General features: G+C 71.9%; 18 protein-coding genes. 16 read left to right on the top strand and 2 right to left on the bottom strand.

Annotation, left to right across the window (positions count from 1 at the left end; translation table 11 throughout):
• Nucleotides 1-38 precede the first annotated feature (38 nt).
• The 7 genes from J2Z30_RS30630 to obgE all read left to right on the top strand — a co-directional run bounded on the left by J2Z30_RS30630 (nucleotide 39) and on the right by obgE (nucleotide 11517).
• A complete protein-coding gene (locus J2Z30_RS30630; RefSeq protein WP_044575346.1) occupies nucleotides 39-1712 on the top strand; it encodes a CYTH and CHAD domain-containing protein in 1674 nt (557 codons plus the stop codon).
• Between the two features lie 71 nt (nucleotides 1713-1783).
• Nucleotides 1784-3706: a TIGR03960 family B12-binding radical SAM protein gene (locus tag J2Z30_RS30625; RefSeq protein ID WP_044575349.1), complete on the top strand. Its 1923-nt coding sequence runs from the start codon at nucleotides 1784-1786 to the stop codon at nucleotides 3704-3706.
• Nucleotides 3707-3922: 216 nt separating this feature from the next.
• Nucleotides 3923-4699 (top strand): TIGR03936 family radical SAM-associated protein, encoded by a 777-nt coding sequence (locus tag J2Z30_RS30620; protein ID WP_044581935.1) that lies wholly within the window; start codon nucleotides 3923-3925, stop codon nucleotides 4697-4699.
• A gap of 222 nt (nucleotides 4700-4921) precedes the next feature.
• Nucleotides 4922-9091: an Rne/Rng family ribonuclease gene (locus J2Z30_RS30615; protein WP_078956885.1), complete on the top strand. Its 4170-nt coding sequence runs from the start codon at nucleotides 4922-4924 to the stop codon at nucleotides 9089-9091.
• Nucleotides 9092-9348: 257 nt separating this feature from the next.
• Nucleotides 9349-9669, top strand: a complete 321-nt coding sequence (gene rplU / locus J2Z30_RS30610) for a 50S ribosomal protein L21 (RefSeq protein WP_044575352.1) — start codon at nucleotides 9349-9351, stop codon at nucleotides 9667-9669.
• 14 nt (nucleotides 9670-9683) lie between these two features.
• The gene (rpmA, locus tag J2Z30_RS30605) at nucleotides 9684-9941 is read left to right on the top strand and encodes a 50S ribosomal protein L27 (protein ID WP_044575355.1); all 258 of its coding nucleotides are present in this window, start codon (nucleotides 9684-9686) and stop codon (nucleotides 9939-9941) included.
• Between the two features lie 142 nt (nucleotides 9942-10083).
• On the top strand, nucleotides 10084-11517 hold the full coding sequence (gene obgE / locus J2Z30_RS30600) for a GTPase ObgE (protein WP_044575358.1): 1434 nt from the start codon (nucleotides 10084-10086) through the stop codon (nucleotides 11515-11517).
• 180 nt (nucleotides 11518-11697) lie between these two features.
• On the opposite strand, the gene J2Z30_RS30595 is transcribed toward obgE, so the two are convergent.
• Nucleotides 11698-13785 carry a CDP-glycerol glycerophosphotransferase family protein gene (locus J2Z30_RS30595; RefSeq protein WP_044575361.1) on the bottom strand — a complete coding sequence of 696 codons (2088 nt, stop codon included), beginning with the start codon at nucleotides 13783-13785 and terminating at the stop codon, nucleotides 11698-11700.
• Between the two features lie 360 nt (nucleotides 13786-14145).
• Between J2Z30_RS30595 and proB the strand changes: the two genes are divergently transcribed.
• The 5 genes from proB (at nucleotide 14146) to J2Z30_RS30570 (ending at nucleotide 19352) form a co-directional block, all read left to right on the top strand.
• Nucleotides 14146-15321, top strand: coding sequence for a glutamate 5-kinase (gene proB / locus J2Z30_RS30590; protein WP_044581937.1), 1176 nt, complete (start codon nucleotides 14146-14148; stop codon nucleotides 15319-15321).
• Nucleotides 15322-15568: 247 nt separating this feature from the next.
• Nucleotides 15569-16030, top strand: a complete 462-nt coding sequence (locus tag J2Z30_RS30585; RefSeq protein ID WP_044575363.1) for a DUF8830 family protein — start codon at nucleotides 15569-15571, stop codon at nucleotides 16028-16030.
• Nucleotides 16031-16121: 91 nt separating this feature from the next.
• Nucleotides 16122-17420, top strand: a complete 1299-nt coding sequence (locus J2Z30_RS30580) for a glutamate-5-semialdehyde dehydrogenase (protein WP_044575365.1) — start codon at nucleotides 16122-16124, stop codon at nucleotides 17418-17420.
• Between the two features lie 106 nt (nucleotides 17421-17526).
• Nucleotides 17527-18153: an SCO2584 family spore wall biosynthesis protein gene (locus tag J2Z30_RS30575; protein ID WP_044575368.1), complete on the top strand. Its 627-nt coding sequence runs from the start codon at nucleotides 17527-17529 to the stop codon at nucleotides 18151-18153.
• A 116-nt stretch (nucleotides 18154-18269) separates the two neighbouring features.
• Complete coding sequence (locus J2Z30_RS30570) at nucleotides 18270-19352, top strand: SCO2583 family membrane protein (protein WP_044575372.1); 1083 nt, start codon at nucleotides 18270-18272, stop codon at nucleotides 19350-19352.
• 18 nt (nucleotides 19353-19370) lie between these two features.
• On the opposite strand, the gene J2Z30_RS30565 is transcribed toward J2Z30_RS30570, so the two are convergent.
• Entirely contained in the window at nucleotides 19371-20624 is a 1254-nt protein-coding gene (locus tag J2Z30_RS30565; RefSeq protein ID WP_044575375.1) for a M48 family metallopeptidase, read from the bottom strand.
• Nucleotides 20625-20727: 103 nt separating this feature from the next.
• On the opposite strand from J2Z30_RS30565, the gene J2Z30_RS30560 reads away from it, so the two are divergent.
• The 4 genes from J2Z30_RS30560 (at nucleotide 20728) to J2Z30_RS30545 (ending at nucleotide 23713) form a co-directional block, all read left to right on the top strand.
• The gene (locus J2Z30_RS30560; RefSeq protein WP_044575378.1) at nucleotides 20728-20880 is read left to right on the top strand and encodes a hypothetical protein; all 153 of its coding nucleotides are present in this window, start codon (nucleotides 20728-20730) and stop codon (nucleotides 20878-20880) included.
• Nucleotides 20881-21052: 172 nt separating this feature from the next.
• Nucleotides 21053-21220: a hypothetical protein gene (locus tag J2Z30_RS30555; protein ID WP_037945979.1), complete on the top strand. Its 168-nt coding sequence runs from the start codon at nucleotides 21053-21055 to the stop codon at nucleotides 21218-21220.
• A 59-nt stretch (nucleotides 21221-21279) separates the two neighbouring features.
• On the top strand, nucleotides 21280-21891 hold the full coding sequence (gene nadD, locus J2Z30_RS30550; RefSeq protein ID WP_044575383.1) for a nicotinate-nucleotide adenylyltransferase: 612 nt from the start codon (nucleotides 21280-21282) through the stop codon (nucleotides 21889-21891).
• Between the two features lie 10 nt (nucleotides 21892-21901).
• The gene (locus J2Z30_RS30545) at nucleotides 21902-23713 is read left to right on the top strand and encodes an LCP family protein (RefSeq protein WP_044575386.1); all 1812 of its coding nucleotides are present in this window, start codon (nucleotides 21902-21904) and stop codon (nucleotides 23711-23713) included.
• Nucleotides 23714-23809: the final 96 nt, after the last annotated feature.

The raw sequence follows: 23809 nt of genomic DNA, 5'->3' as shown, positions 1-23809 counted from the left end.
TTGGGGCTGATAAGCCCGAGTTTGGGTACGTGACTCACATGGTGGACACGAAGCAGGAGATAGAGCGCAAGTACGAGGCCACCGCCGAGGAAGCCGGTCCGTCCGGGCGGCCCGACCTGCCGGGCCTGCCCGAACTGACCGGAGCGGGGCCGGTCGCGACCGTGGTGAGCCGGGGAGTCGCCACCCTGGAAGCCACCTACTACGACACCCCGGGGCGGCGGCTGCTGGCCGACGGCATCACCTTGCGCCACCGCACCGGCGGCGACGACGAGGGCTGGCATCTGAAGCTGCCCGTCGGCCCGGACACCCGGGAGGAGCTGCGGGCGCCGCTCGGCGACGAGGTGCCCGCCGAGATGGCCACCCTGCTGCGCTCGCGGGTCCGCCACGATCCGCTGCGCCCGCTCGCCCATCTGCACACCGAGCGGGACCGCAAGGATCTGGTGGACGCCGACGGCACGGTGCTCGCCGAGGTGTCCGTCGACCGCGTGACGGCCCGGCGGCTGGCGCCAGAGGAGAGCGAGCCGGCCCGGTGGACCGAGGTCGAGGTCGAGCTGGCCGAGGGCCGTGGCCACGATCTGCGGCTGCTCGACGCGGTCGAGGCGCGGCTGCGCGACGGCGGTCTGCACCGTGCCGACACCCCCTCCAAGCTCGCCAAGGCCCTGGTCGAGACGGAGAAGGCCGCGGTCGCGGTCGAGCGCGGCGGAGGCGGGCCCGGCACGCCTGCCAAGCCCGGTGCGCCCGCCAAGCCCGGCACGCCCGCCAAGCCCGGTAAGCCCGCGAAGACCGCCCGCCAGGTCGCACAGGCCGCGTCGGAGCCCAGTCGGCCGCTCGGCGCCGACGATGTCGTCCTGGACTACATGCGCCGTCAGATCGACGCCCTGGTGCGGCTCGACCCGGCCGTGCGCGGGGATGTGCCGGACGCGGTGCACCGGATGCGGGTCGCCACCCGCCGGCTGCGCAGCGCGTTCCGCTCCTACCGCAAGGTCCTGGACCGTTCGGTGACCGATCCGACCGGCGACGAGCTGAAGTGGCTGGCCGGTGAGCTCGGCGTGGAACGCGACCGCGAGGTGCTCACCGAGCGGCTCCAAGGCCGTCTCGCCGAGCTGCTGGAGGAGCTCCGGCGCGGCCCGGTGCGCGAACGGCTGCACCACTGGTCGCACGGGCGGCGCGACGGCGCCCGCGCCACCGTCCTGGGCGCGCTGGACAGCGAGCGCTACCTGACGCTCCTGGACACCCTCGACGCCCTGATGGCCGATCCGCCGCTGCGGCGCGACGCCGCGAAGCCGGCCGCGCCGGTGGTCGCCAAGGCCGTGCTGCGCGACTACGAGCGGCTGGCGGGCCGTATGGCCACCGCGCTGGAGACGCCCCCGGGACCGGACCGCGACATCGCCATCCACCAGGCCCGTAAGGCCGCCAAGCGCGTGCGCTACGCCGCCGAGACGGCCCGGCCCGCGCTCGGCAAGTCCGCCAAGCGGTTCGCCCGCCGTATGCGGGCCGTACAGGATGTGCTCGGCGACCACCAGGACAGCGTCGTGGCCCGCGAGGCGCTGCGGCAGCTGGCCACCCAGGCGCATGTGGCGGGGGAGAGCGACTTCGCCTTCGGGCTGCTGTACGGCAGGGAGGAGGCGCGGGCGGCCGCCCGCGAGCGTGAGCTGCCGGACCTGTGGGCCGAGATCTCGCGCAAGAAGCACCGGGCGGACCTGGAGGCCTGATCCGTGGCGAGGGCGCCCGGCGGGGCAGGTACGCTTGAGGGTCACCCCTGTCAGCTTCACGAAAGTCCGCGATGTCTGTCGAGTCGGTCTTCCCACAGCTCGAGGCCCTGCTGCCGCATGTGCAGAAGCCCATCCAGTACGTAGGCGGTGAGCTCAATTCCACCGTCAAGGAGTGGGAGGCGTGCGACGTCCGCTGGTCGCTCATGTACCCGGACGCCTACGAGGTCGGGCTCCCCAACCAGGGCGTCATGATCCTCTACGAGGTCCTCAACGAGCGCGAGGGCGTGCTCGCCGAGCGCACCTACAGCGTGTGGCCGGACCTCGAGGAGCTGATGCGCGAGCACAAGGTGCCGCAGTTCACCGTGGATTCGCACCGCCCGGTGTCCGCGTTCGACTTCCTCGGCGTCTCCTTCTCCACCGAGCTGGGGTACACCAACCTGCTCACCACGCTGGACCTCGCCGGTATCCCCCTGGACGCCGTGGACCGCACCGAGGACCACCCCGTGGTGGTCGCGGGCGGCCACGCCGCGTTCAACCCCGAGCCGATCGCCGACTTCATCGACTGCGCGGTGATCGGCGACGGTGAGCAGGCCGTGCTCGACATGACCGGGATCATCCGCGCCTGGAAGGCCGAGGGCCGTCCGGGCGGCCGCGATGAGCTGCTCTTCCGCCTCGCCCGCACCGGCAGCGTCTACGTTCCGAAGTTCTACGACGTGGAGTACCTGGCCGACGGGCGGATCTCGCGCGTGGTGCCGAACCGCTCGGGCGTGCCGTGGCGGGTGTCCAAGCACACCGTCATGGACCTCGACGAGTGGCCCTACCCCAAGCAGCCGCTGGTGCCGCTGGCCGAGACCGTCCACGAGCGGATGTCGGTGGAGATCTTCCGCGGCTGCACCCGGGGCTGCCGCTTCTGCCAGGCGGGCATGATCACCCGCCCGGTGCGCGAGCGGTCGATCACCGGAATCGGCGAGATGGTCGACAAGGGGCTGAAGTCCACCGGTTTCGAGGAGGTCGGCCTGCTGTCGCTGTCCTCCGCCGACCACACCGAGATCGGAGACATCGCCAAGGGCCTCGCCGACCGGTACGAGGAGGACAAGATCGGCCTGTCCCTCCCGTCGACCCGGGTGGACGCCTTCAACATCGACCTCGCCAACGAGCTGACCCGCAACGGGCGCCGCTCAGGCCTCACCTTCGCCCCCGAGGGCGGCAGTGAGCGCATCCGTAAGGTCATCAACAAGATGGTCTCGGAAGAGGACCTCATCCGTACGGTGTCCACCGCGTACGGCAACGGCTGGCGGCAGGTGAAGCTGTACTTCATGTGCGGTCTGCCCACCGAGACCGACGACGACGTGCTCCAGATCGCCGACATGGCGACCAAGGTCATCGCCAAGGGCCGCGAGGTGTCCGGCAAGAACGACATCCGCTGCACGGTCTCCATCGGCGGCTTCGTCCCCAAGCCGCACACCCCCTTCCAGTGGGCCCCGCAGCTGAGCGCCGAGGAGACCGACGCCCGGCTGGAGAAGCTGCGCGAGAAGATCCGCGGCGACAAGAAGTACGGCCGCTCGATCGGCTTCCGCTACCACGACGGCAAGCCCGGCATCGTCGAGGGCCTGCTCTCGCGCGGGGACCGCCGGGTGGGCGCGGTCATCCGCGCCGTCTACGAGGACGGCGGCCGCTTCGACGGCTGGCGCGAGCACTTCAGCTACGACCGGTGGATGGAGTGCGCCGAGCGGACCCTGCCCGACTTCGGCCTCGACGTCGACTGGTACACCACGCGCGAGCGCACCTACGAGGAGGTCCTGCCCTGGGACCACCTCGACTCTGGCCTCGACAAGGACTGGCTGTGGGAGGACTGGCAGGACTCCCTCGACGAGACCGAGGTCGACGACTGCCGCTGGACCCCCTGCTTCGACTGCGGCGTCTGCCCGCAGATGCAGACCGAGATCCAGGTCGGCCCCACCGGACGGAAGCTGCTGCCGCTGTCGGTGAAGTAGCCGACCAGCGGTGACGTACCCGACCGGCGGTGACGTAGCTGGTCCGGCGGTGACGTAGCCGCCCGGCGGCCCTCCGTGACCGGGCCGCCCGCGCCGCCCACAAAGTAGGCTGGAAGACATCGGGGCCCCGTGGCCCCGGTGTTCGACGGCAAGGAAGCACAAGGAGACAGTCCCCTGGGCAAGCGACAGCCCGAAGGCCCGCCGCCCGCACCCGCGGTGCAGCGCATCCGTTTGCGTTACACCAAGCGCGGCCGCCTCCGGTTCACCAGCCACCGCGACTTCCAGCGCGCCTTCGAGCGGGCGCTGCGCCGCGCCGAGGTGCCGATGGCGTACTCGGCGGGGTTCACCCCGCATCCGAAGGTGTCCTACGCCAATGCCGCACCCACCGGCACCGGCAGCGAGGCGGAGTACCTGGAGATCCAGCTGACCGAGGAGCGCGACCCCGAGAAGCTGCGGGCGATCCTCGACGAGTCGCTGCCCGAGGGACTCGATGTGATCGAGTCCGTGGAGGCCCGCACCTCGGGGCTCGCCGACCGGCTGCAGGCGTCCGTATGGGAGATCCGGCTCGACCAGGTCGCCCCGGCGGATGCCGAGCGGGCCGTCGCGGCCTTCCTGGAGGCCGACACGGTCGAGGTGGAACGCCGGACGAAAAACGGGTTGCGAACCTTCGACGCCCGTGCCGCGGTGGCCCGGCTGGAGACGGTTCCGGCTCGGGCCGATAGGCCCGGCGACGGTGGCTGTGCGATACTGCGGCTGGTGGTACGGCATCTGACACCTGCCGTGCGACCCGACGACGTCCTGTCCGGTCTCCGCGCTACGGCCGACCTGGCGCCGCCGGTCCCCGCAGCGGTGACCAGGCTGGCGCAGGGGCTGCTCGATGAGGAGTCCGGCACGGTGACCGACCCGCTCGCGCCCGATCGCGAGGCAGCTCAGGCCGCACTATCCACGGCCGCCGAGCTGACCGCCGCGATGGCGCCGGAAGGTCCCGCGTAGGGCCGCCGTCGATGCGCCGCCGATGCACTTGGGAGCCACCTGGGTCCGGCTGGCGCACTGACCAGAAGACTTTCGCCGGTCCCGACAGAACCGGTCCCGGCGAGCGAGACGACAGCTCCCGTGCGGCGCCCGCGCCCCGGACGGCGGCACCCGCGCACAGTGCGCGGGTGACCGGCCGGAAGCAGGCGCGGCGCCCGGGAGCGTGACGGGAGAAACGCCCGCATGCTCGAACCTATTGAGCCGACCCAACCTGTCCAGCCCCTGGGGTCGCCCGCGCCACGTGTCGCGGTACCCGGGGAACCCATCGAGAACACGCCCAGCGACACGCTGCCGCCGCGCCGCCGCCGCGCGGCCTCCCGCCCGGCCGGTCCGCCGCCCGGCGCGGTGGGCGAGGCCGAGGTCACCACGCCCTCGGTACCGGCCATAGCCGCTGAGCAGACCGGTGCCTTCGCCGCCGCCGAGGCCGCTTCCGAGCCCGTCGCCGCCGGTGCCGCCATGGCCGCCGCGAGTGGATCCGTATCCGGGTCCGACACCGAATCCCCGGCCCCGCCCGCCCGTACGCGGCGCCGGGTCGCCCGCAAGGCGACCGCCCCGGCGGGTTCGCCGGATGCCGCGGAGACCGTGGTCCCGGCCGACGCCGGGCGTGGCGGCGAGGAGACCGACGCCGCCGCCGAGCCTGTGGCGGAGCCCGTGGTGGAGGCCGCCGCCGAGGCCGCTCCGCCCGCCCGTACGCGTCGCCGTGCCACCCGTAAGGTGACCGCTCCGGCCGGTGCCCCCGCGGAGTCGGAGGCCGTGCCGCCGAACGAGTCGAACGAGCCGGGGGCGGCGGAGGAGCCCGAAGAGACCGAGGAGTCCTCGGCGGCTGCCGAGGCCGAGACCGTGCCCCCGGCCCCCGCCCGTACACGCCGTCGTGCGACCCGTAAGGCCACCGCCCCCGAGGGCGCGCCACAGGCGGAGGCGGCCGACGCGGACGCGTCGTCTGCGGCGGCCGCTGGCGGCAGTGGTGACGAGGCCACGGCCCCAGCCGCAGTCGCAGCCGATGCCCAGGCCGATGAGGCCCCGCGTGCCCGTACGCGCCGTCGTACGGCCCGTAAGGCGACCGCTCCCGCCGGTGCCCCCGCGGAGGCCGGGGCCGCGGAGGTCGTGGCGCCGGAGGAGCCGGCGGCGGCCGAGGAGTCCCCGGCGGCTGCCGAGGCCGAGGCCGAGACCGTGCCTCCGGCCCCCGCCCGTACGCGTCGCCGTGCGATCCGTAAGGCCACCGCCCCCGCCGGAGCGCCCGCGGAGGGCGAGGCCGCCGAGGAGACCGCCGCCGAGCAGCGCGGCGAGAGCGCCGAGGAGACGGCCGGTACGCGGGCCGAGGACGAGGCGCCGCGCGCCCGTACCCGCCGCCGTGCCACCCGGAGCACCGCACCCGCCGCCGAGGAGCCGAGCGGCGCTCAGGAGTCGCAGGCCGCCGAGGGCGAGGCCCCGGCCGCCGAGGCCGCGTCCGAGCCGGAGCCCGCGCCCCGTTCGCGGCGCCGGGCGGCCCACCCGCCGACGGCCGTGTTCCAGGCGCCCGTCTTCACCGAGCCGGTCTTCCAGACGCCGGAGAGCGCCGCCGCCGAGGCCGCCGCCGCGCTGGAGGAGCCCGAGGAGGAGGACGAGGAGCAGCCGACGGCCGAGGCCGTCGAGCCCGAGGCGCCCGCCGGCCGCCGCCGGCGCCGCCGCCGTGGCGCCGCGCCCGCCGAGGAGCAGCCGGAGGCCGAGGAGCCCGAGGCCGCCGAGGAGAGCGAGACAGAGGCCGAGGCCGGTCAGCCCGACGGCGAGTCCGGCGAGGAGGAGTCGGGCGACCGTCCGGCCCGTCGCCGCCGCCGTGGCGGCCGTCGACGCCGCCGTGGCGAGACCGCCGAGGGCGAGGGCGCCGAGGGGCGTTCCGAGACCGGTGAGCGGTACGAGGACGAGTCGTCCGCCGAGGGCGAGGGCGCCGAGGAGCAGGGCGAGGGCCGGGACGAGTCGGGTGCCGAGGCCGATGAGCCCGGCGGCTCCAGCAGCAGCCGTCGTCGCCGTCGTCGTCGCCGTCGCAGCGGCGACGCCGCCGAGTCCGAGGCGACCGGTGACGACCCGGAGCGCACGGTCGTCAAGGTCCGCGAGCCCCGGGAGCGGCGCGGCAAGGAAACCGAGTCCGGTGCCGACGAGGTGCAGTCGATCAAGGGGTCGACGCGTCTGGAGGCCAAGAAGCAGCGCCGTCGCGAGGGCCGTGAGCAGGGCCGCCGCCGTGTGCCGATCATCACCGAGGCCGAGTTCCTGGCCCGCCGCGAGGCGGTCGAGCGGGTCATGGTCGTCCGGCAGAACGGCGATCGCACCCAGATCGGGGTGCTGGAGGACAACGTCCTCGTCGAGCACTTCGTCAACAAGGAGCAGGCCACCAGCTACGTCGGCAACGTCTACCTGGGCAAGGTCCAGAACGTGCTGCCGTCGATGGAGGCCGCCTTCGTCGACATCGGCAAGGGCCGCAACGCCGTGCTGTACGCGGGCGAGGTGAACTTCGAGGCGCTGGGGCTCTCGGGCGGGCCGCGCCGCATCGAGACCGCCCTGAAGTCCGGCCAGTCCGTGCTGGTGCAGGTCACCAAGGACCCGATCGGCCACAAGGGTGCCCGGCTGACCAGCCAGGTCTCGCTGCCCGGCCGCTACCTGGTGTACGTGCCCGAGGGTTCCATGACCGGCATCAGCCGCAAGCTGCCCGACACCGAGCGGGCCCGGCTGAAGCAGATCCTCAAGAAGATCGTCCCCGAGGACGCGGGCGTGATCGTCCGCACCGCCGCCGAGGGTGCGAGCGAGGACGAGCTGTCCCGCGATGTCGCCCGGCTGCAGGCGCAGTGGGAGGAGATCAAGAAGAAGGCGAAGAGCGGTAACGCCCCGTCGCTGCTCTACGGCGAGCCCGACATGACCGTCCGGGTCGTCCGCGACATCTTCAACGAGGACTTCTCCAAGGTCATCGTCAGCGGTGACGACGCCTGGGAGACCATCCACGGCTATGTCTCGCACGTGGCGCCCGACCTCGCGGACCGGCTCCAGAAGTGGACCTCGGACGTCGACGTCTTCGCCACCTACCGGATCGACGAGCAGCTGATGAAGGCGCTGGACCGCAAGGTCTGGCTGCCCAGCGGCGGCTCGCTGGTGATCGACCGGACCGAGGCGATGGTCGTCATCGATGTCAACACCGGCAAGTTCACCGGCCAGGGCGGCAACCTCGAGGAGACGGTCACCAGGAACAACCTGGAGGCGGCCGAGGAGATCGTGCGCCAGCTGCGGCTGCGCGACCTCGGCGGCATCATCGTGATCGACTTCATCGACATGGTGCTGGAGTCCAACCGCGATCTGGTGCTGCGGCGGCTGCTGGAGTGCCTGGGCCGGGACCGTACGAAGCACCAGGTGGCGGAGGTCACCTCGCTCGGCCTGGTCCAGATGACCCGTAAGCGGGTCGGCCAGGGGCTGCTGGAGTCCTTCTCCGAGTCCTGTGTGCACTGCAATGGCCGCGGCGTGATCGTCCACATGGACCAGGCGTCGTCCGCCGGTGGCGGTGGCGGCAAGCGCAAGAAGAAGAAGTCCGCTGCCGGTGCCGCTCAGCAGCAGGAGCGGGCCGCCGCCGCTGCGGCCGAGGCCGAGGCCGAAGCCGAGGCGGAGTCCGAGGACGTCACCGAGGCGGCGGCCGAGATCGCGGCGGAGGCCACCCAGCCCAAGCCGCTGCCCGAGCCGGTCTTCGCGGCCGACGAGGAGCTGTACAGCAGCGCCGCGGAGGCCGAGGCCGCCGCGACCCGTGGGCGTACGCGCCGCCGTGCCACCCGTAAGGTGTCCGCCCCGGCGGGCGCCCCGAAGGCCGCCAGGGAGCCGGAGGGCGTGGTGGTCGTGGTGACCGACGAGCGTCGGGAGGCGGCCCAGGCGGAGCCGGAGGCGGCCGCCGAGGCCCCCGCCGCCGCTCCCGCCGAGGAGCCGGCCCCGCTCGAGGGCGTTCCCGCGCCGCGTACGCGCCGCCGTGCGACCCGTAAGGTGAGCGCCCCCGCGGGCTCGCCGACGGGCTCCGAGCAGACGGCCGTGGTGGTCGTGAGCGGGTCTTCCGCCGAGTCGGAGCCGGAGTCGAAGGCCGAGCCGGAGGCGGCGCCCGAGAGCGCGTCCGCCGAGGGCGAGGCCGAGGCCGAGGCACCGGCGAAGAAGACCGCCCGTAAGGCCGCCACGAAGGCCCCCGCCAAGAAGACGGCGGCCAAGAAGACCGCCGAGAAGAAGACGCCGGCGAAGAAGACGGCCGCCAAGAAGACCACGGCCAAGAAGACGACCGCCAAGAAGACGGCGGCGAAGAAGACCGCGGCGGCGGAGCAGCAGACTCCGCAGTCGGTCTCGGCCGCCGCCGACGACTGACCCGGGCGACCGGCCGCCCGGTCGCCCGGCCGACCCGAAGGGCACACTGTCACGTGACATTGTGCCCTTCGGGCTCTGGTAGCCTTAACCTTCGGCGTTTGTACGCCAAACCCCTGAGCAGATCCCTTCCGCTTCGCCGGAAGAGGCCGTTCGGCCGATGGTGAATCGCATGATCACTCGGTTGTCACGACCCTTGTGGGCCGTGTTGGGCGGCTGGCATCAGAGGTCCCGTTTTCTAGCGAGAGAGTGAGAACCGCGTGTACGCGATCGTGCGCACCGGCGGCCGCCAGCAGAAGGTGGCCGTGGGCGATGTCATCGAGGTCGACCGTCTGGCCAGCAACAAGGTCGGCGACACCGTCGAGCTTTCCACTCTGCTCGTTGTCGACGGCGATGCCGTCACCAGCGACCCGTGGGTCCTGGCCGGTGTGAAGGTTCACGCCGAGGTCGTCGATCACCACAAGGGTGACAAGATCGACATCCTGAAGTACAAGAACAAGACCGGTTACCGGAAGCGGATCGGCCACCGCCAGCTGCACACCGCGCTGAAGATCACCGGCATCGACCAGGCTGCGAAGTAAGGGACTGAGGAGACATGGCACACAAGAAGGGCGCATCGTCCACTCGGAACGGTCGCGACTCCAATGCCCAGCGGCTCGGCGTCAAGCGCTTCGGCGGCCAGGTCGTCAACGCGGGTGAGATCCTGGTCCGCCAGCGCGGCACGCACTTCCACCCGGGCACGGGCGTCGGCCGCGGCGGCGATGACACGCTGTTCGCACTGGCCGCCGGTTCGGTGCAGTTCGGCACCAGCCGTGGCCGCAAGGTCGTGAACATCGTTCCGGTCGCTGAGTAATCAGCCCGGGGCGATATCGCACAGCCTTTTCCGAGGGCGGACCGCTCTTCCCGTGACGGGAAGCGGGTCCGCCCTCGGCGCGTTACGAGCGTGAGGCACATCAGCACATCCCCGAACCCGTATGTAACTGGAGGCACCCGTCATGACCACCTTCGTGGACCGCGTCGAACTGCATGTCGCCGCGGGTAACGGAGGCCACGGCTGCGCCTCCGTGCACCGCGAGAAGTTCAAGCCGCTCGGGGGACCGGACGGCGGCAACGGCGGCCGGGGCGGCGATGTGATCCTGGTCGTGGACCAGTCCGTCACCACCCTGCTCGACTACCACCACAGCCCCCACCGCAAGGCCACCAACGGCAAGCCCGGCGAGGGCGGCAACCGCTCCGGCAAGGACGGCACCGACCTGGTCCTGCCGGTCCCGGACGGCACCGTCGTCCTCGACAAGCGGGGCGACGTCCTGGCCGATCTGATCGGGCAGGGCACCACCTACATCGCCGCCCAGGGCGGCCGCGGCGGCCTCGGCAACGCCGCGCTCGCCTCGGCCCGCCGCAAGGCCCCCGGCTTCGCGCTGCTGGGCGAGCCGGGCCACTCCGGGGACGTCGTCCTGGAGCTCAAGACCGTCGCGGACGTGGCCCTCGTCGGCTACCCGAGCGCCGGCAAGTCCTCGCTGATCTCGGTGCTCTCGGCGGCCAAGCCGAAGATCGCCGACTATCCCTTCACCACGCTGGTGCCCAACCTCGGTGTGGTCACGGCCGGTTCGACCGTCTACACCATCGCCGACGTCCCCGGTCTGATCCCCGGCGCCAGCCAGGGCAAGGGCCTCGGCCTGGAGTTCCTGCGCCATGTCGAGCGCTGCTCGGTGCTGGTGCACGTGCTGGACACCGCGGCGCTGGAGTCCGAGCGCGATCCGCTGACCGACCTCGATGTCATCGAGGCGGAGCTGGCCCAGTACGGCGGTCTGGACGACCGGCCGCGGGTCGTCGTGCTCAACAAGGTCGACATCCCCGACGGCAAGGACCTCGCCGACATCATCCGGCCCGATCTGGAGGCCCGCGGCTACCAGGTCCTCGAGGCCTCGGCGGTCGCCCATCTCGGCCTCAAGGAGCTGTCCTTCGCCCTGGCGAAGATCGTCGCGGAGGCGCGGGAGGCGAAGCCGAAGGACGAGGCGACCCGGATCGTCATCCGGCCGAAGGCCGTGGACGACGCGGGCTTCAGGGTCGTCGCCGAGGAGGGCTTCTACCGTGTACTGGGCGAGAAGCCCGAACGCTGGGTCCGCCAGACCGACTTCGCCAACGACGAGGCCGTGGGTTACCTGGCCGACCGCCTGGCGCGCCTCGGCGTCGAGGAGGAGCTGATGAAGGCGGGCGCCCACTCGGGCGACGAGGTCGTCATCGGCCCCGAGGACGACGCGGTCGTCTTCGACTGGGAGCCGACCCTGGCGACCGGCGCGGAGATGCTGGGCCGCCGTGGCGAGGACCACCGCTTCGACACCCCGCGCCCGGCCGCGCAGCGGCGGCGGGACCGGGATGCCGAGCGGGACGAGGCGGACGAGGAGTTCGACACGTTCAAGCCGTTCTGAGGGCCGCGCGGCCGTTAGCCGGGCCCGCCTCTGCGCCCCGGATGCTCAGGGGCCCCCGAGCGGGCTCTGAGCAGGCTTCTCGGCGCCGCGCGGCAGGTGGCATGACGAAGGGCCCGGGAGGGATCTCCCGGGCCCTTCGTCACGCTCTCGGTGCCTGTCGTCGGCTCGGACCGTGGGACGTCAGACCGCCGCGGTCTCCTCCGGCTCCGCCGAGCCGGACTCCAGCTCCATCTCCTCCGCCGCGTCCCGGGCCTCGCGCTGCGAGGGGATCTCGTCGGTGAGCCGGGTGGCCATCCGCGCCCTGCGCTCGTCGGCCTTGCGGCACAGATCCTGCGTGGCCTGGTCGAAGCGCACCAGCGACGGCGGGTCGGACGGGCCGAGCAGATGCACCTTCAGCTCGGCGCGGGCGCTCGCGAGGGTGTCCTTCTCGGGGTCGCGGACCGCTTCCAGCAGCCCGGTCACACCCACGGCTTCCGGCGTGAGGATCGTGGCGGCGCGCACGGTCGGGAAACCCGCCCGGAACTCCTCCTCGGTCATCCCGCTGGTGTTCGCCACGGCGTACGGCTTCTCGCTCGTCAGGTAGTCCGAGACCACGCTGGAGACATCGCTGATCAGCACGTCGGCCTGGTTGAAGCAGGTGAAGATCGCCGGACGCGGGCCGGTGATGATCTGGTGCTCCCAGACCGGCAGCGAAGCCCAGTAGGCGCTCTCCCAGGCGGCCGTGGCCGCGGCGACGGCCGCCGCGCGGTCGCCGTCCGGGGCCCCCTGGAGCTTCATACGCTCGGACTCGTCCGCGCTGGGGCGGAAGGAGGCGCTGGTGAGCCGGTTGAGCTCATCGGCGCACCGGGCCAGCTCGGCGGCGGCCTCCGCGCCGGGGCGGTCGCCGCCGCGCTTGGTGTTCGCCTCGGCGATCATCGCCTTGATGCGGTCGTTGGCACGGCCCGCGCGCGGGTCCACGGAGCCGGTCATGGGGTGCGGCTTGTACAGCAGGCGCACCTTGGGGTCGGCGAGCAGCTCGCGGACGATGTTCTCACCGGCCAGGATCACCGAGGTGTTGCCGGGGTTCCCGTCCCAGCCCTCCCAGGTCGGCGCGTACAGCACCGTCGTCAACTCACCGGTGGGCACGCCCGCGTAGGGGCGGATGGGGGCCAGCTGCGGCCGGCCGACCTCCACGACGTCCTTGTCCTCGACGCCGATGTCGGCGAGCTGGTAGCGCTCGCGCGCCGCCGGGCCCGCTACCCACACCTCGTCGTACGCCTTGGCGTACGGGTTGCAGCTGGAGAGCTTGTCGCTCTCGCCGTGGTTGATGAACGCGTGCTTGATCGAGGGGATGCGCAGCACCTGCGAGGTCTTGCCGGAGTTCGCCGGGTGCAGCAGCACCTTGAGCGTCGAGTGCTCCAGCCGCATCAGATGCGCGACCTTGGGGAGGCAGACGATCGGCACGTCCGTCGCCTCGACCTTCTGCACCATGAACCGCTCACGGAGCACGATGATCGGCTTGCCGTCGAGCGCGGCGAGCGTGGAGAGCCACATGTTCGCCTGGTACGCCGAGGAGTTGCCGCCGGAGAAGTACATGCCCACGGTCGGCTGGTAGTCGGCCAGCCACTGGTCCAGCCAGCGCAGGGCCGTGGCCTCGTTCGCCACGCGCTTGCGCGGCAGCATCCAGCTGGCCAGGTGGGCCGTGCCGCCGATGCCGATCAGCAGCGCGATCGTCAGGCCGACACCGCCCCAGACGGCGTTCTTGGTGGCGGCGGTGACCAGCAGACCGGCGGTGGCCGGCGCGGCCAGCCGCAGCAGACGGCGCCCGTGCTGACGGGCGAACAGCCGCGGCGGGGCGTCGCTCAGGCGCAGCGCGGACGCGTCGATGTTGCGGGTGACGAACGGCAGCTGCCGGGTCCGGCGGACCAGGATGGCCGCCGCCTGGCAGGCGAAGTGCACCAGGTAGAAGAGCAGCAGCCCCACGGTCAGGGGCGCCTGCTCGTGCAGGGGATTGATGCCCTCGATGCGCAGCAGCCCGACCATGATGAGCATGTCGCGGAACAGCTGGCGCACCGTGACGTCGAGGCGGATCTTCCCCAGCAGCGACAGCAGACCGGGCTGCTTGTGCTGCAGGAAGAGATCGAGCGCGAGACCGCACGCCGAGGCGGCGATGAAAAGCGGTACGTTCGGAAGCACGGCGCCGACGAGCTGTGTGGCGAAGAACACGAGCATCGCGAGCAGCGCCGTCAGCTGTACGACCCGGCGTGGGGCGATTCCGGCAGAGGGCACGGGGTGGGCTCCTGGCAGGAGGGCAACGGACTGGGGGGACCCCTGACCGTATGCCGACGCCCCGCCCGGTGACAATCCGCGCCGGTGCCAACCGGTCGCAATCGGTGTCAAAGGTCCCCCGTGAGGTGTCCGCGGGGCGCTCATGGCGGTGGGTGAGGCGGTGTGCGCGGGCGGTGTCCGGAGGCTGAAATGCCGAGGCGGGCGCGGCTCGTCTGTCGTAGATTGCCCCCTTGTCATGATGAGTGTGTAGGGCATGCGTTTCTTCGGGACGTGTGGTGAGACGGGGACGAACGAGGGAGCGGCGTGGCGGAGCAGGACGGGTCGGCGGTACGGGACGAGGCGGCCGCCGCCCGCAGGATCGTGGTCAAGGTCGGCTCGTCCTCCCTCACCACCGCGGCGGGGGGCCTGGACGCGGACCGGGTGGACGCGCTGGTCGACGTGCTCGCCAAGGTGCTCGACGGCGACGGTAAGGGTGACGGCGGCAGGGACGGCAACAGTAAGGGCGGCGACGGTAGGAGCGGCGACAGTAAGGGCGGCGACGGCAAGGGCGGCGCGAACGGCAAGGAGATAGTCCTGGTCTCCTCCGGCGCCATCGCCGCCGGGCTGGCGCCGCTGGGCCTGGACCGGCGCCCCCGCGACCTCGCCCGCCAGCAGGCGGCCGCGAGCGTCGGACAGGGGCTCCTGGTGGCCCGCTACACGGCCTCCTTCGCGCGCTACGGGCGCCGGGTCGGCCAGGTGCTGCTCACCACGGACGACACCAGCCGCCGCGCCCACTACCGCAACGCCACCCGCACCCTGGACCAGCTGCTGGCCATGGGCGCGCTGCCGATCGTCAACGAGAACGACACGGTGGCCACGGACGAGATCCGGTTCGGCGACAACGACCGGCTCGCGGCCCTGGTCGCCCATCTCGTCCGGGCGGATCTGCTGGTGCTGCTCTCCGATGTGGACGGCCTGTACGACGGGGACCCCAGGACGCCCGGCACCTCCCGGATCGACGAGGTCCGGGGTCCTCGGGACCTGGACGGCGTCTCCATCGGCAGCGCGGGCCGCTCCGGGGTGGGCACCGGTGGCATGGTCACAAAGGTCGAGGCGGCCCGGATCGCCACCGCGGCCGGGGTCCCGGTGGTGCTCACTTCCGCCAGCCGGGCCGGGGACGCCCTGCTCGGCCGCCATACGGGCACGTACTTCCACCGCACCGGCCGCCGCTCGGCGAACCGGCTGCTCTGGCTCGCCCACGCCTCCGCGCCACGTGGTGCCCTCACCCTGGACGACGGCGCGGTGCGGGCCGTCGTGGAGCGCCGCACCTCGCTGCTGCCCGCCGGGATCGCGGCCGTGGAGGGCGAATTCACCGCCGGTGACCCGGTCGAGCTGAGGGACACCGAGGGCCGCCCCGTGGCCCGTGGACTGGTCAACTTCGACGCCAAGGAGATCCCGCAGCTGATCGGCCGCTCGACCAGGGACCTGGCTCGCGAGCTCGGTCCGGCCTATGAACGCGAGGTGGTCCACCGCGACGACCTCGTCGTCCTGGACTGAGCCGCTCCGGCGGCACGGGCGCCCTCGGGGCGGACCGAGCCGCCGGAAAATAACCCCCCTCCGAAAAACCTCAAAAGCGCCCCGCGGGCGGGCGTGGGCTGGTCAACTTTGTTCAACGGGGTCGCGCGGGGCAGCGCGCCGGCTGTGGGAGACGCGGCGGAGTCCGAGCGGAAGGCCGCGGCCATGGCACCGTCACGAGATGCTCCGCCCGCGCGTGAGCGGAGCAGCGAGTTACAGGAGGCCGTCGGTGAGACGAGGGCGCCCGGGGGCGTCGCCCAGAGGGGCGGCGGAGCGCACGCTGACCAGTGTCGGAGCGGGTGACGCCGGGGTCGGCGAAGCCGTGGCGCACGATGCCGGGCGTGGCGAGGCGTCCCGGCTGTGGCACATCACCCTCAGTGTCTCGGGGAGCGAGGCGCCGCTGCCGGAGGTCCGCAGGGCGCTCGAGCAGCTGGCCCATGACCATCCGTTCCTGCTGACCAGCCGCTATGCCAACGATCACGCCGAGATCCGCTACTGGGAAGAGGCCCGTGATCTGCATGACGCCGCGGCGGTCGCGCTGCGGCTGTGGGGCGAGCACCGGGCCTCGGCCAAGCTGCCGCCCTGGGAGATCGTGGGGCTCGAGGTCATCGACCGTGATACGTATCACCACCGGGTCGCGGAGGGGTATGGGCCGCCACCGGCCTCTCCGGTGGGCGTACATCCGTTCTGAGGACGGATGTGCGACGCCGAGATGTGAGAATGCCATCTCGAACTGCGGAATAGTGCGTGGATCCCCGCTCCCGGCTCAGTACGCTTCGGACATGACCAGCGCACCCACGTCGCCGCTCACCGACCCCTGGCCGAAGTCCCCGGTCCTCCAGACCGCCTACCGGGCCCAGGTCGCGGCCGCCGATCTCGCGCCACTGCCGCGCGCCGTCAAGGACGACGCGCTGCTCGCGATGGCCGACGCCCTGGAGGTGCGCACCAAGGAGATCGTGGAGGCCAACGCGGCCGATGTGGAGCGAGCCCGCGAGGCCGGCACCAGCGACGCCATCGTGGACCGGCTGACGCTCACCCCCGAGCGGGTGCGGGCCATCGCCTCCGATGTCCGCGACGTGATCGCGCTGCCCGACCCGGTCGGCGAGGTGGTGCGCGGCTCCACACTGCCCAACGGGATCGACCTGCGCCAGGTGCGCGTTCCGCTCGGCGTCGTCGGGATCATCTACGAGGCCCGGCCGAATGTGACGGTGGACGCCGCGGCGCTCTGCCTGAAGTCGGGCAACGCGGTGCTGCTGCGTGGCTCCTCGTCGGCGTCCCACTCCAACGCCGCGCTGGTGAAGGTCCTGCGCGACGCCGTCGGCGGGGCGGGGCTGCCGGCGGACGCGGTGCAGCTGGTGCCGGGCGAGAGCCGGGAGTCGGTGCGTGAGCTGATGCGCGCCCGCGGCCTGGTGGACGTGCTGATCCCGCGCGGCGGCGCGTCCCTCATCCGTACGGTCGTGGAGGAGTCCACGGTCCCCGTCATCGAGACCGGCACCGGCAACTGCCATGTGTACGTGGACGCCGAAGCCGACCTCGACATGGCCGTCGAGATCCTGGTGAACTCCAAGGCCCAGCGGCCGAGCGTGTGCAACGCGGCGGAGACGCTGCTGGTGCACCAGGACATCGCCGCCCGGTTCCTGCCCCGCGCCCTGGACGCGCTCGCCGAGGCCGGGGTCACGGTCCACGCGGACGAGCGGGTCATGGCGTTCGCGGAGGGCTCCAAGGCCACGATGGTCCCGGCGGTGGTCGATGACTGGGAGACCGAGTACCTCTCGTACGACATCGCGGCGGGCGTGGTGGACTCCCTGGAGGCCGCGGTGAGCCACATCCGCCTGTGGTCCTCCGGGCACACCGAGGCCATCGTCACGACGTCCCAGCAGGCCGCCCGCCGCTTCACCCAGCTCGTGGACTCCACCACGGTCGCCGTGAACGCCTCCACGCGGTTCACCGACGGCGGGCAGTTCGGCTTCGGCGCCGAGATCGGCATCTCCACCCAGAAGCTGCACGCCCGGGGGCCCATGGCGCTGCCCGAGCTGACCTCGACGAAGTACATCGTCACCGGCGACGGCCACACCCGCTGAGTCACCCGTTCGGGGGATAGTCGATTTCCGGCGCCGCTGGGGTGGATCTTCCCCCGAATACCATTTCACCCTGCCCAAATTGACCCGTCCGGTCTACTCTGAATGGGTGCCGGACGACGTGGGGGGCAAGCCGTTCCCGGACGGCGACGAGCCCGACGACCGCAGCCACGGCGAGACGAACGACGAGTTCGCCGCCGTGGTCTTCGACGAGGACTTCGTACGGTCGGCCCCGATCCATGAGCCCACCGCCATCGAGCGGATGCTGGCCGCCGCCGAGGCCCGTGCCGAGGCCGAGGCGTCGCGGCGCCGCAGGGCCGGTGTCCCGCCCGAGGACGAGCTCTTCGAGGACGGGTACGGGGCGGAGGCCGACTTCTACGGCGCGGACGACCCCGACGGGCGCTTCGGCCCCGGACGGGACGGGGACGACGCCTACGGCCCTTATGGGCGCTACGGCAGCGCGGGGCGCCCTTACCGCGGCCATGCCCGCTGGCATCGCCCGGTGGCCTGGCTGCTGGCCGTCCTGATGGGCATCGGGGTGGTCGCCCTGGCCTTCACGGCGGTCTACCGGGGCGCCTCGGGCAACCGCCAGGACCCCGCCCCGCCACCCGCCACCAGCGGTGTCGACGGCTCGCCCGCGGGGCAGCCGCGCCTGGAGCCCTCGGGGTCGGAGTCGGCCCCGGAGCCGACCGGGGCCAAGGGCCCGACCGCCTCCGCCGTACCACCGTCGCGGTGACGTCCTCGCACCTCGCTAGCACGTCGCGGCCTATGGGACGTTTCCTCCGCACTCGCCTCCCAAGTTGTGGAGTACCACCGCGTTTACCGTCGCCCCTGGCGACCTACTCTTGAGATATGACCGGGCGTGGAGACCCTCCCGAGGGGACACCCGAGGGCGTCCCGGGAGGTGGTGAGGACGAGTACCGCTCCGTCGTGTTCGACGAGTCGTTCGTCCGTGCTGCCCGGCTCCAGGAGTTCTCCGCCGACGAGCGCATGGGCGAGCACGCACGGGCGGTGCGCAGTCGGCACGCCTGGGCCAGGGCCGGGGCGTCGCGCCAGGCCGTCGCGCTCGTCCTGCTGATCGCCATCGCCTTCGCGGCGGCCGTCTACATGGGGGTGCGCCACCCGTACCAGACGCCGCAGCCGCAGACCGTGGAGCCACTGCACAGCAGCGTGGTGCCGCTCGCGCCGCGCGGTGAGGTGCCCGGAGGGCCGCCGGACCGGCTGTTCCGCAACAGCCCGGCCGCCGAGTTCCGCACCGGCGCCGAAGGGGTCACCGTGCCCGGCGCCCGCCGCACCCAGAGCTTCTCCGAGAGCCAGGTGATGACGGCGCTCACCACCGCCAAGGACTACCTGGTCAGGTCCGCCATCGACCCGGGTGTGCTCACCGGCGGCCCGGTGCAGGCCGTAAGGCTGCTGCTGGATCCCGCCCAGCAGGCCCAGTTCGACCAGAGCTTCGAACACCCGGTCGACGACGGACGGCATGCGGCCACCGGCTGGCTGAACCGCTTCAACCCGGCCGAGGTGACCCTGGCCGACACTCCGGTGCGGGTCCGCGGCACCCTTACGGTCATCGAACGCAGCGCCGCGACCCTGGAGGTCGCCGCCGACCACGTCTTCGTCTACGCGCTCCAGCCGGCCCATGAGCGCGGACCGGACCATGCCTCGCTGTTCACCGTGCGCCGTGAGACGCGGTTCCGCTTCGACCGGGACGATCTGCGCGACCACCATCTGGAGCTGGTGCAGAGCACCGCGCTGGCGGGCCCGCAGGCCTGCGCCGCGAACGCCGCCGGCTATCTGCGGCCGATGCTCGCCGGTCAGAGCGCCAAGGGCGACGCCCCGACGGGCACCGACCCGTACACGACGGGCCGGACCACGGTCTCGCTGTGCGGCGTCATGGCCCCCGGGACCCAGCCCGCCGTCGACGGGCGGTCCTGAGGGCCGTCAGGGGCCGTCTCAGCGCTGCGGCGGGGTGTCCCCGGGCCCCTCGTTCCCCTCGTTCCCCGGTCGCTCCTCCGGCCCGTCTCCGGGGCGCTGGTCCTCAGCCGCGTCCTGAGCCCCGCCCTGAGGCCCGCCCTCGGCCTCGCCCGGGGGCTCGTCACGGGGCTCCTCCCGGGGCGGCGTGCCCTCCTCGGCGGTCTCACCGTGCCTGCCCGCGCCACCCGTGAACCGGTCGCGCAGTTTGCTGCCCAGGTCCCCGGCGCCGCCCGCCACGTCCCTGACGAAGGCGAACAGCGGGTCCTTGCTGTTGCGGACCGACTCCGCGTAGTGGCTCGCGGACTCCCGGAACGAGTCGCCGACCGAGGTGTCCCGGTCCTCGTCGCGGCGCGGGTAGTGGCCGTCCATGAGCCGCTGGTAGTCGCGGGTCGCGGCCCACTTCTTGAGCTCGGCGGCGCGCACGGTGGTGAACGGATGGCTGCGCGGCAGCATGTTCATGATCTTGAGGACGGAGTCCCGCAGATCGCCGCTCGACTCGTACTCCTCCGCCTGCTCCAGGAAGGCGTCCACGTTCATCTCATGGAGGTGGTGGCCGCCCGCGAGCTTCATCAGCCCGCGCATCGAGGCCCGCAGATCCTGCCCGACCAGCAGCCCCGCCCGGTCCGCCGACAGCTCCGACTTGCGGAACCACTCGCGCAGCGCCGTGACCAGCGCCAGCACCGCCACATTGCCGAGCGGAATCCAGGCGACCTTCATGGCGAGACTGGTGAGGAAGAGCAGTATCGTCCGGTAGACCGAGTGCCCCGACAGCGCATGGCCCACCTCATGGCCGATGACCGCCCGCATCTCCTCCTCGTCGAGCAGCTCGACCAGACCGGTGGAGACCACGATGATCGGCGCGTCCATGCCGATGCACATCGCGGTCGGCTGCGGGTTCTGGGTGACGTACATGGCCGGGACCCGCTCCAGGTCCAGGATGTAGCAGGCGTCCCGCAGCATGTCGTGGAGATGGGTGAACTGCCGCTCGCTGACCCGCACCGAGTCGGACAGATAGAGCAGCCGCAGGCTTCGCTCGGGCAGCAGACCGCTCATCGCCTTGAAGACGGTGTCGAAGCCGGTCAGCTTGCGCAGCGCGACCAGCGCGGAGCGGTCCGCCGGATGTTCGTACGCCCGTGAGGAGATCCCGGGGAACCGCCGCCGCTCCCGGCCGGGCACATGCTCCCGGGCGTCTCCCGTCCCGTTTCCACCACCGGTCTCGTGGCTGTCGCTCATATCGCCCCCTCGTGATTGCCCGCTCGACGGGGCGCCCGGTCCGGGCCCCTCGTCCGGCGGCCCCCAGCCTAGGCCCTGAGCGCCTGGGGGTTAGCGTGGAGACATGCCCGAAATGACTGGCCTCACCGAAGCCCTCGCCGCCACCTCCCACAGCAACGACGGCCCGGGAGCGCTGCTGCGCATCGTCATCGTGGTCGGCGTGGTGGGCGCCGCTCTGCTCGCCTGGTTCCTGCTGCGCGGTTACAAGCAGGACTGAGCGGTTACCAGCAGGACGGATACAAGCAGGACTGATACAAGCAGGACTGATACAAGCAGGACTGATACGTGCGGGGCTGCCACCAGCAGGACGGACATCGGGACCGAAAACCGCCTCGCATACGATGTGGCCGACGTGTTGTGACGCCTAGACCCGGATAGGTACTGCCGCGATGACCGCTTTCAGCACCGCACATGCCGCCCTGACCACGCTCGCGTCCGAGGGCGGTGAGCACACCGACACCCACCCGAGCATCAGCCCCTTCATGACCGGCGGTGCGGCCCTGGTGATCCTCTTCCTGCTGCTGTGGATCACCACGCGCTTCAATCGGGACCGCTGACCTGGGCGATTGCCCCTATGGGCCCCGGCTCCGGGCCGGGCCCAGTAGGGTCTGCACGCATGGAAGAGCAGAAAGGGTCCGGCAAGCGGCGACTGGGTGTGATGGGCGGGACCTTCGACCCGGTCCACCACGGCCACCTGGTCGCGGCGAGCGAGGTGGCCTCGCAGTTCCACCTCGACGAGGTGGTGTTCGTGCCGACCGGGCAGCCCTGGCAGAAGAGTCACAAGAAGGTCTCCCCGGCCGAGGACCGCTATCTGATGACGGTCATCGCGACCGCCTCGAACCCGCAGTTCTCGGTCAGCCGTATCGACATCGACCGCGGCGGGCCCACCTACACCACCGACACGCTCCGGGAACTGCGCGCGCTCAACGGTGACGCCGATCTGTTCTTCATCACCGGGGCCGACGCACTCAACCAGATCCTCACCTGGCGCGACGCCGAAGAGCTCTTCTCGCTGGCCCACTTCATCGGGGTGACCAGACCCGGGCACATACTGGCCGACCCGGGGCTGCCGGAGGGCGGGGTGTCGCTGGTGGAGGTCCCGGCTCTGGCGATCTCGTCATCGGACTGCCGGGCGCGGGTCGCTCATGGCGACCCCGTCTGGTACCTGGTGCCGGACGGCGTGGTGCGCTACATCGACAAGCGCGAGCTGTACCGGCACGACTGCTGAAGGGGTACCGGTGAACGACCGGCAGGATCCGTACGACCCGTACGCACAGGACCCGTATGGCCAGGAGCCGCAGATCTACGGCTATGACGCCTATGGGCGTCCGGTTTACCAGCCGCAGGCGGAACAGCAGCAGAGTTACGACCCGTACGCGCAGCAGCAGGCGCAGTACGGGGAGCAACAGCAGCAACAGCAGCAACACGACGGGTACGGGTACGACCCTTACGGCCAGCCGCAGCAGCACCAGCACCAGCAGCCCCAGCAGCAGTCCCGGACGCAGAACTACGACCCGTACGTTCAGCAGCAACAACAGCAGCAGTACCAACAACAGCAACAGCAGTACCAACAACAGCCACCACAGGCTTACGGCTACGGCTACCCAGAGGCCGCCACCGCCCCGAGCGTCCCCCCGCAGCGCGAGGAGCCCAGCCCGGAGGCGAACCCCTACGAGGAGCTGAGCCCGGAGCAGCTGCGCCCCGGGTCCGAACCGCCTCCGGCCGGGGAGCCCCGTTCCGCCGGGCCCCGGTCCGCGGAGCGGAAGCGTCCCGGGGGCGCCGATCAGGAGGAGTACCACACCGAGCAGTTCTCCTTCGTCGAGGAACAGGACGAGGAATCCGACGATGTCATCGACTGGCTGAAGTTCGCCGAGACCCGCTCCGAGCGCCGTGACGAACGCCGCCGTAAGGGCCGCAACCGGCTCATCGCGCTCGTCGTGGTCCTGGTCCTCGCCGCGGCGGGCGGGGTCGGTTACCTCTGGCACGCGGGCAAGCTCCCGGGGCTGTCCGACAACGCTCAGGACCAGGCGGCCGCGGGCGGTCCGCAGAAGCGCGATGTGATCGTCGTCCATCTGCGCGAGACCAAGGGCGGCCGGACCTCCACGGCCCTCCTGGTGGACAACGAGACCACCAGGAAGGGCACCACCGTCCTGCTGCCGAACTCGCTGGCCGTCTCCACCGAGGACGGCGCCTCCACCACGCTCGGCAAGTCCGTGACCGACGAGGGCTCGGACTCCACCCGGGACTCCCTGAGTACCCTGCTGGGGTCGAGGATCCAGGGCACCTGGCGGCTGGACACGCCCTATCTGGAGAACCTCGTAGAGCTGGTCGGCGGGATCGGCATCGACACCGACGCGACCGTCCCCAGCCCCCAGAAGGGCGAGGATCCCCTGGTCAAGCGAGGCAAGGACCAGATCGTGAGCGGCCAGGCGGCCGTGGCGTACGCCACCTACCGCGCCCCCGGCGAGGCACAGTCCAAGCAGCTCGCGCGGTTCGGGCAGGTGATGCACGCGGCCCTGAAGAAGCTCTCCAGCGATGCGAAGGGCGCCACCAGCACCGTGGAGTCGCTGGCCCAGATCCCCGACCCGTCGCTGTCCGAGCAGCAGCTGGGCGCGTCGCTGGCGAAGCTGGCCGGGCAGGCCAAGAGCGGTGCGTACGACACCGCGATGCTGCCGGTCCAGCCGGACGGGACGCTCAGCAGCCAGGCGACCGACCATGTGGTCAAGGACATCCTGGGCGGTACGGTCAAGAACTCCGACAAGAGCACCGCGCCCCGGGTCAGCGTGACCAACGCCGGAGGCGCCAAGGACGCGTCGAGCGCCGCGCGGGTGGCGCTGGTCAACGGCGGCTTCACGGTCGTCACGGCCACCGAGGGCGGCGATGCGCAGTCGGCCTCGCGGGTGACCTACGCGGACAACGCCCAGGCGGGCCAGGCCAAGGAGGTCGCCAAGACGCTCGGGCTGCCGGAGTCGGCGGTTCGGAAGGGCAAGGGCGCGGCCAACGCGGACATCACGGTCCTCCTCGGCCCGGACTACGACGCCACGGGCTGAGCCGTCTGCCCGCCATGGGGTGCCCCGGGGCACCCCATGGCACCCCGGGTGTTCCCCCGGGGTACTCCCGGCGTTCTCCCCGGGCACTCCGGGCGT

The sequence above is a fragment of the Streptomyces iranensis genome, assembly GCF_017874715.1.
GTDB classification, from domain to species: Bacteria; Actinomycetota; Actinomycetes; order Streptomycetales; family Streptomycetaceae; genus Streptomyces; species Streptomyces iranensis.
The sequence above is the reverse complement of the archived record's forward strand: the minus strand, read 5'-3'. Positions and strand labels throughout refer to the sequence as shown.

Coding starts and splice junctions, on each gene's coding strand:
- J2Z30_RS30630 (WP_044575346.1), top strand. CDS start 39: ATGGTGGACACGAAGCAGGAGATAGAGCGCAAGTACGAGGCCACCGCC.
- J2Z30_RS30625 (WP_044575349.1), top strand. CDS start 1,784: ATGTCTGTCGAGTCGGTCTTCCCACAGCTCGAGGCCCTGCTGCCGCAT.
- J2Z30_RS30615 (WP_078956885.1), top strand. CDS start 4,922: ATGCTCGAACCTATTGAGCCGACCCAACCTGTCCAGCCCCTGGGGTCG.
- rpmA (WP_044575355.1), top strand. CDS start 9,684: ATGGCACACAAGAAGGGCGCATCGTCCACTCGGAACGGTCGCGACTCC.
- obgE (WP_044575358.1), top strand. CDS start 10,084: ATGACCACCTTCGTGGACCGCGTCGAACTGCATGTCGCCGCGGGTAAC.
- J2Z30_RS30580 (WP_044575365.1), top strand. CDS start 16,122: ATGACCAGCGCACCCACGTCGCCGCTCACCGACCCCTGGCCGAAGTCC.
- J2Z30_RS30570 (WP_044575372.1), top strand. CDS start 18,270: ATGACCGGGCGTGGAGACCCTCCCGAGGGGACACCCGAGGGCGTCCCG.
- J2Z30_RS30565 (WP_044575375.1), bottom strand. CDS start 20,624: ATGAGCGACAGCCACGAGACCGGTGGTGGAAACGGGACGGGAGACGCC.
- J2Z30_RS30560 (WP_044575378.1), top strand. CDS start 20,728: ATGCCCGAAATGACTGGCCTCACCGAAGCCCTCGCCGCCACCTCCCAC.
- J2Z30_RS30555 (WP_037945979.1), top strand. CDS start 21,053: ATGACCGCTTTCAGCACCGCACATGCCGCCCTGACCACGCTCGCGTCC.
- nadD (WP_044575383.1), top strand. CDS start 21,280: ATGGAAGAGCAGAAAGGGTCCGGCAAGCGGCGACTGGGTGTGATGGGC.